At 69.1% G+C, this 6,000-nt stretch carries 8 protein-coding genes and 1 pseudogene; 3 read left to right on the top strand and 6 right to left on the bottom strand.

The features are described from left to right. Positions 1 to 299: 299 nt before the first annotated feature. The 4 genes from shbA to AB0N89_RS27930 all read right to left on the bottom strand — a co-directional run bounded on the left by shbA (position 300) and on the right by AB0N89_RS27930 (position 2,322). Positions 300 to 956, bottom strand: coding sequence for an RNA polymerase sigma factor ShbA (gene shbA / locus AB0N89_RS27945; RefSeq protein ID WP_364210060.1), 657 nt, complete (start codon positions 954 to 956; stop codon positions 300 to 302). A 250-nt stretch (positions 957 to 1,206) separates the two neighbouring features. Further along, positions 1,207 to 1,509: a DUF202 domain-containing protein gene (locus tag AB0N89_RS27940; RefSeq protein WP_364210057.1), complete on the bottom strand. Its 303-nt coding sequence runs from the start codon at positions 1,507 to 1,509 to the stop codon at positions 1,207 to 1,209. Next, entirely contained in the window at positions 1,506 to 1,856 is a 351-nt protein-coding gene (locus tag AB0N89_RS27935) for a DUF202 domain-containing protein (protein WP_364210054.1), read from the bottom strand. Before AB0N89_RS27935 ends, AB0N89_RS27940 begins: the two co-directional genes overlap by 4 nt. Before the next feature lie 10 nt (positions 1,857 to 1,866). Beyond that, positions 1,867 to 2,322, bottom strand: a complete 456-nt coding sequence (locus AB0N89_RS27930; protein WP_364210051.1) for a GtrA family protein — start codon at positions 2,320 to 2,322, stop codon at positions 1,867 to 1,869. A 170-nt stretch (positions 2,323 to 2,492) separates the two neighbouring features. Here AB0N89_RS27930 and AB0N89_RS27925 point away from each other — a divergent pair. Both AB0N89_RS27925 and AB0N89_RS27920 read left to right on the top strand, forming a co-directional pair. After that, positions 2,493 to 2,693, top strand: a pseudogene (locus AB0N89_RS27925) (hypothetical protein); the annotation flags it as partial. 96 nt (positions 2,694 to 2,789) lie between these two features. Then, positions 2,790 to 3,101, top strand: coding sequence for a hypothetical protein (locus AB0N89_RS27920; protein ID WP_005153325.1), 312 nt, complete (start codon positions 2,790 to 2,792; stop codon positions 3,099 to 3,101). 18 nt (positions 3,102 to 3,119) lie between these two features. Here the strand turns inward: AB0N89_RS27920 and AB0N89_RS27915 are convergent, their stop codons facing one another. Further along, positions 3,120 to 4,244, bottom strand: a complete 1,125-nt coding sequence (locus AB0N89_RS27915) for a glycerate kinase (protein WP_364210047.1) — start codon at positions 4,242 to 4,244, stop codon at positions 3,120 to 3,122. Further along, positions 4,241 to 5,206 (bottom strand): D-glycerate dehydrogenase, encoded by a 966-nt coding sequence (locus AB0N89_RS27910; RefSeq protein ID WP_364210044.1) that lies wholly within the window; start codon positions 5,204 to 5,206, stop codon positions 4,241 to 4,243. The genes AB0N89_RS27915 and AB0N89_RS27910 overlap by 4 nt, the downstream gene beginning before the upstream one ends. 158 nt (positions 5,207 to 5,364) lie before the next feature. Here AB0N89_RS27910 and AB0N89_RS27905 point away from each other — a divergent pair, with 158 nt between their 5' ends. Then, a complete protein-coding gene (locus AB0N89_RS27905; protein ID WP_364210041.1) occupies positions 5,365 to 5,889 on the top strand; it encodes a hypothetical protein in 525 nt (174 codons plus the stop codon). Positions 5,890 to 6,000 lie beyond the last annotated feature (111 nt).

Here is a 6,000-nt window from a genome sequence, read left to right as displayed (position 1 = left end):
TCTTTTGTGGGGGGGTGGCGGTGGTTTTTGTTGTTTTGGTTATCGGGTGCGGCTGGGCGGGCGCCGTGGTTTTTGATATGTTGTCACGCGATTACCCCCCCCCCCCACGCCTCTGATCACGGGTGATCGCCACTCACGACCGAACACGACACCTTGACCTGCCGCTCGAGAGCAGCCTTGTCGCTCACGGCACATGACAAAGAACCGGCGGTCAGCTGGTTCGAGGAGGTAAGTGGGCGGCGCGGGGTCCGGGCGCCTGAGAACCGCCGATCAACGACCCGCGGCAGGGGGAAACAAGATCAGAACTCGTCGTGCTTGACCATCGTCCGCAGACGGGCCAGTGCGCGGTGCTGCGTCACGCGCACGTTGCCGGCGGAGATCCCGAGAGCCTCGGCGGTTTCGGCGGCGGAGAGGCCGACGGCGATGCGGAGGGCGAGGATCTCCTGCTGCACCCGCGGCAGAGTGGAGAGCAGACGGCTGAGCCGGGCACCGAGGTCCAGGTGCAGGGCGTGTGTTTCGGGTCCGTTGTCGCCGATGGGCCGTTCCGGCAGTTCCGGGACCGGTTCCGACCGGTCACGGGAGACCGCGCGGTAGGCGTCGGCGACCTTGTTGGCGGCGATGGCGTGCACGAGATAGAGGAACGAGCCGCCGCGATCCTGATAGCCCGGCAGCGCCTTCAGCACCGCCATGCACACTTCCTGCGCGACGTCGTCCGCCGACAGGTAGGACAGGTCGCGGCCACCCATTCTGGCGCGGCAGTACCGGACCACGACGGGACCGATCATCCGCAGCAGGGACTGGATGGCGGCGGGATTCCCGTCGCCCGCGTCCCTGACGAGGGGATCGAGATCCTCCTTGGTGAGCCGTCCGCCCGGTCGAGGCAGGTTCTCCGGAGTCGTGTATCCGGGGACCGCATCGGGGGTGACGGTTCTGGACGCGCTGGTAGTTGCTTGCATGGTCGTCCTCCCCGGCCGACCCTGCGACCTTCGTTGTCGAGGGGTCAACACTCCGTAACGATTGAGGGCGGCAGGTGCTCCAGAAGATCAGCTCCACCTGCGGCCGTTGCGACGCAGCGTAATCGTAGGCGTCGATCGGACGGCAGTAAAGATTTCAACTAGAGATAGCCCATTAGACGCAGTCGGCTTAATACAACCGAGACTCTGTGTCAGGAAAAGTGCCGTCGGCGTCGCAGCATGTGCGCGGCGCCTAGCGCACCGCGACCAAGGAGACCGCCGTCGCTACGACGAGTGTCACCGTTGTGACAGCAAGGATCGGGTTAAGCGGTTTCGGGATTCCGGGCCCGCGCAGTGCTCGTTCACGGACCGAGCCGATGACGACCAGGGTGATCACCATGGCGCCCGCGAACACCACCGGGACGACGGTCGTCCCCCATCCTCGGCGGGCGGCCATGTGCAGTAACAGGAGTGTGCAGGCAGTAGCCGCGAGCGCGGTACGGCGCCAGGCCAGCCCGGTCCGTTCCGCTTGCGCTCCGTGATCACCCGTACTCATGAAAAGACCACCAGGGCCGCGGCCGTCAGTGTGATGGCGAGGATCCCGGCGGTCAGCAGGATCAGCATCCCGCTCTTCGGCAGCGGCCGTCCCGCGCGCATCGCGGTCTGCACCTGCCGCCAGCGCGGATACGCGCTCGCCGCTAGGACGGCGGCCAGGACGACGCACAGCCCCGCGAGGACGGTGCTCAGCGCGTTCGGGGCGGGAACCAGCTGATGGACGGCGACGCTGCCGGCGAGCAGGCCGAGGGCCGTCCGGAGCCAGGCGAGGAAGGTCCGTTCGTTGGCGAGGGTGAATCGGTAATCGGGTTCCGAACCGCCTTCGTGCGGTCCGTTGATCTCTGCCACGCGTCGAAGACTAAGCCTTGCGGCTCGGGAAGACCCACCAGCGAAGAACCGCGAAGCGCGCGATGCCGCCCACGACGCTCGCCGCGAGCAGAGCGCCTGTCTGCTCCAGCGCGGTCGGCTCGGTGATCACCGCGTCGAGGGACGCGAGCACGATCGAGCCGTACGCGGCGTAGAAGGCGAAGGTCACCAGGTCCTGGAAGTGCCGCTTGCCCGCGTGACTCTTCCGGGTGGCGAAGGTGACCCGGCGGTGGAACTCGGTGTTCCCGACGGTCGTGACCGCGAGCGCGACCAGATTGGCGGGCTGGGGACCGAGGACGGGCTGGAGGAAGAGGAACAACACCGCCTGGAGTCCGGTGGCGGCGACACCGGCGACGACGTACCAAGCGGCATGGTGGCCGAGCTCGTGGTGCCGTTCCGGCGCGCGCCGGATGATCCGGTGCCCTGGCGCCCACCTGGTGGTGGTCATACCGACGACGCTACCCCGTTTCACAAACTTGTGAAGCCAATGAACTGGTTGGGAAGGTGTGATCCCGGCGACAGCGTCGCCGTTTGGCCTGCGAAGACGTCGGGTACGCCACGGGGACCGGGTCGAGTACAGCACGCCCCGGCCAAGGTCCGACGAGGAGGGAGCGGCCGATGAGCGACCGTGAAACGGCTGAGCCGGAAACGTTGAACCCCAGCGAAGCGCTCGACGAGGACGAACTCCGCGTCGACCCGCTCGAAGAGGGTGTCGAGCCGCCCGAGCAGTGGAGCGGGGCCGATCGGTTCGGGACCACGCCCGCGGAGATCCGCGAGGGCGAGTCGCACGCCATGCGGCTGGCGGAAGAGGAGCCGGACGTCGGCGAAAAATGATCTTCACTCAGACGGCGGGCCGTGCCGGGACCCCCTAGCGTGGTCGGTCAAGTGCAAGACCGCGACGAAGGAAGGGCAGAGATGCTTACAGTCACCGAAGCCGCCGCCGAGGCGATCACCGCACTGACCGGGCAGGAGAACGGGCAGGACGGAGGCGGGCTGCGGTTCGCGATGCATTCCCAGCAGGGGGACAGTCCTCAGCTCGCGGTTTCCGTCGCCCCGGAGCCGGAAAGCGGCGACAAGGTCCTCGGCGCCGATGGCGGCCCGAAGGTGTTCCTGGAGCCCGAAGCGGCCGCCTTGCTCGACGACAAGGTGCTCGACGTCCAGCAGGACGAGACCGGTGAAGTCGCCTTCGCCGTACTCCCGCAGGCTCAGCCCCAGCCTGGCAGCTGAGCCCGGCGGGTTCAGGCTTTAAGTCCGGGCCCAGGCACGGACCAGCTCGCCGGCCCGTTCGCGCAAGAGCTTCGCCGCGTGCGCACGCGCGTGGTCGAGCGAAGGCGCGTGGTCGATGAGGGCGGCGCTGCCCACGACCCCGAGGCCGGCGAGCTGGCTCTCGTCCAGCTGGATCCGTCCGGCCAGCACCATCAGCGGTACCGAGTGTTCCCGCGCGCGGTCCGCGATACCCGCCGGGGCCTTGCCGTCGAGGCTTTGTTCGTCCAGTGAGCCCTCGCCGGTGATGACGAGGTCGGCGCGTTCGATCGCGCCGGCGACCCCGGTGAGCCCGGCGATGAGCTGGAATCCGGATTCGACCGTCGCGCCGAGTCCGGCGATCGCTCCCGCCGCGACCCCGCCGCCCGCTCCCGCTCCGGGAAGGTCGGAGACGTCGGGTGTACCGGCGTTGCGCAAAGCGTGTGCCCAGCGGGACAGGGATTCGTCCAGCTGCTCGACCTCGTGCGGGCCCGCACCCTTCTGCGGGCCGAAGATCGCGGCCGCGCCACGGGCTCCGAGCAGCGGGTTCGTCACGTCGGTGGCGACGGCGACCTCGACGGAGCCGAGCCGTTCGCGCACCGGACCCAGTTCGGCCGAGGCGACGCGGCCGAGTGTTCCGCCGCCGAGCCCGACCGGCGCGCCGAACGCGTCGAACACCCCGGCGCCCAGTGCCGCCAGCATCCCGGCGCCGCCGTCGGTGCTCGCGGTCCCGCCGACGGTCAGCACCAGCCGCCGCGCGCCGTTGTCGAGCGCGTGCGCGAGGAGTTCGCCGACGCCCCAGGTGTGCGCGGCGAGCGCCACCTCCGGGCTCGGCTCGACGAACTCGATCCCGCAAGCGCGGGCCGATTCGACGTAGGCCGTTCCGTCCAGCATCACGTAGCGCGCGTCGACGGTGTCGTCGAGCGGCCCGCGAACGGGAAGCTCCACGAGCCGCCCGCCCGCCGCGACGAGGACGTCGAGGGTTCCCTCGCCGCCGTCGGCGACCGGGCAGGAGGAGACCTCGGCCTCGGGCAGCGCGTCGCGGACGCCGTCGGCGATCGCCTCCGCGGCTTCGACCGCGGTCAGGCTTCCCTTGAATTTGTCGGGCGCGATGACCACGCGAGTCATGGACGAACCTCCGTCAGCGGGTTTCCGCCGGTAAGCACCGACGCGACGTTCTCGGCCGCGAGCACGGCCATGGCAGTACGGGTTTCGACCGTCGCCGATCCGAGATGCGGCGTCAAGACGACGTTTTCGCGTTCTAACAGGCGGGGCTCGACTTCGGGTTCGGCCTCGAACACGTCGAGGCCCGCTCCGGCGATCTCCCCGGCTTCGAGCGCGTCCGCCAGCGCGGCCTCGTGCACGACGGGGCCGCGCGTGGTGTTGATCAGGAAGGCGCCCGGCTTCATCGACCGGAGCGCGTCCGCGTCGATGAGATGCCTGGTCTCCGGCGTCAGGGGGCAGTGCAGGGAGACGACGTCGGAGTTCGCCAGCAGTTCTTCGAAGGGCACGTACTCGGCACCCAAGGCCTTCTCGACCTCTTCGGCGACTCGCGATCGTCCCGAGTAGACGATCCGCATGCCGAAAGCGAGCGCCCGCCGCGCGACCGCCTGCCCGATCTGGCCGAGCCCGACGATCCCGAGCGTCTTGTCCTGCGAGGAGGAGCCCAGCAGGAAACCCAGGTGGAACGACCACGGCGTGCGCGAGCGGATCAGCCGTTCGCCCTCGCCGAGCCGCCGCGTGACCGCGAGGATCAGCCCGAACGTCAGATCCGCGGTGGCGTCGGTGAGCACGCCGGGGGTGTTGGTGACGGTGATCCCGCGTCCGGCCAGGGCCGGGACGTCGATGTTGTCGTACCCGACGGCCACGTTCGCCACGACCTTCAGGTCCGCGCCCGCGGCGTCGGCGACCGCGCCGTCGATCCGGTCGTGCAGCATGCCGACGATCGCCGACGCGCCCTGGACGAACTCGCGCAGCTCGTCCGGCGTCAGCGGCCGGTCGGCGCGCGACAGTTTCACGTCCCCGGCTTCGGCGAGCACTTCGAGCGCTTCGTCGGGGATCCACCGGGTCACCGCGATCATCGAGGTCACGGCCTCAGCCTAGTGTGCGGAGATTGGTATCCCAAACGCGAGAAATCCCCGTTGTGAGGGAGCCGCTTCCCCTGCGCGGGGGAGTCGGCGCCGCCGGACGGCCCGGGATCGTCCTGAGTGCGGAAAGTCTCCGCGAGCAGGAGATTCGAGGGGTGGAAATGAAGCGATCACGAGAGCTCGCGGCCGTCGGCGCCGCGATGGTCCTCGCCACGACACTTGTCGCGGCCGGTCCGGCGTCGGGGGCGGAAGAGGGCGGGAAGCCGACCGAACCGAGTCTCGTCGGCAGCGCCAAGATGCTGCGCAAGGACGGTCAGGACGTCCGGTTCGCCTTCGACGCGCACGGTCTCTTCCCGGAAAGCGGGGGCACGTTCCGGGTGAGTCATGCGGGCGGGGGCTTCTCCGCCTACTTCCGGGGCAGGGTCGACTGCCTGGTCGTCGGCGGTCCGGTCGCCGTGGTCACCGGCATCGTCGAGGACACGAACGTCCCGGATCTCAAGGATCGCCGGGTCGGGATGACGGTGTACGACAACGGCGAGCGCGACAGGCTCGGCTACAGCTGGGGTCCGGATCCCGAACACGAGCAGGTCGTTCCGTCGTGTCTGAGCAGTGCGACGTTCGAGCGGGTCGAGAGCGGGGACTTCAAGGCCGTCGAGTGGTTCCCCTCCGACAGCGGGGCCGGCTGATTCAGTCGGCCTTCTCGGCGTGGGCGCGTGTCATGAAAGGGTCGTTCAGGACGTTTTCCGCCCTGAACGACCCTTTCATGACATCCGGAGGCGATCGCCGCTCCGAAGAGG

It is taken from the genome of Amycolatopsis sp. NPDC089917 (assembly GCF_040684635.1).
In the GTDB taxonomy this organism is placed as follows: domain Bacteria; phylum Actinomycetota; class Actinomycetes; order Mycobacteriales; family Pseudonocardiaceae; genus Amycolatopsis.
The sequence above is the reverse complement of the archived record's forward strand: the minus strand, read 5'-3'. Positions and strand labels throughout refer to the sequence as shown.

Bases quoted from the DNA above. Each gene is read 5' to 3' on its own strand.
- shbA (WP_364210060.1), bottom strand. From the start codon at position 956: ATGCAAGCAACTACCAGCGCGTCCAGAACCGTCACCCCCGATGCGGTC.
- AB0N89_RS27940 (WP_364210057.1), bottom strand. From the start codon at position 1,509: ATGAGTACGGGTGATCACGGAGCGCAAGCGGAACGGACCGGGCTGGCC.
- AB0N89_RS27930 (WP_364210051.1), bottom strand. From the start codon at position 2,322: ATGACCACCACCAGGTGGGCGCCAGGGCACCGGATCATCCGGCGCGCG.
- AB0N89_RS27920 (WP_005153325.1), top strand. From the start codon at position 2,790: ATGCTTACAGTCACCGAAGCCGCCGCCGAGGCGATCACCGCACTGACC.
- AB0N89_RS27915 (WP_364210047.1), bottom strand. From the start codon at position 4,244: ATGACTCGCGTGGTCATCGCGCCCGACAAATTCAAGGGAAGCCTGACC.
- AB0N89_RS27905 (WP_364210041.1), top strand. From the start codon at position 5,365: ATGAAGCGATCACGAGAGCTCGCGGCCGTCGGCGCCGCGATGGTCCTC.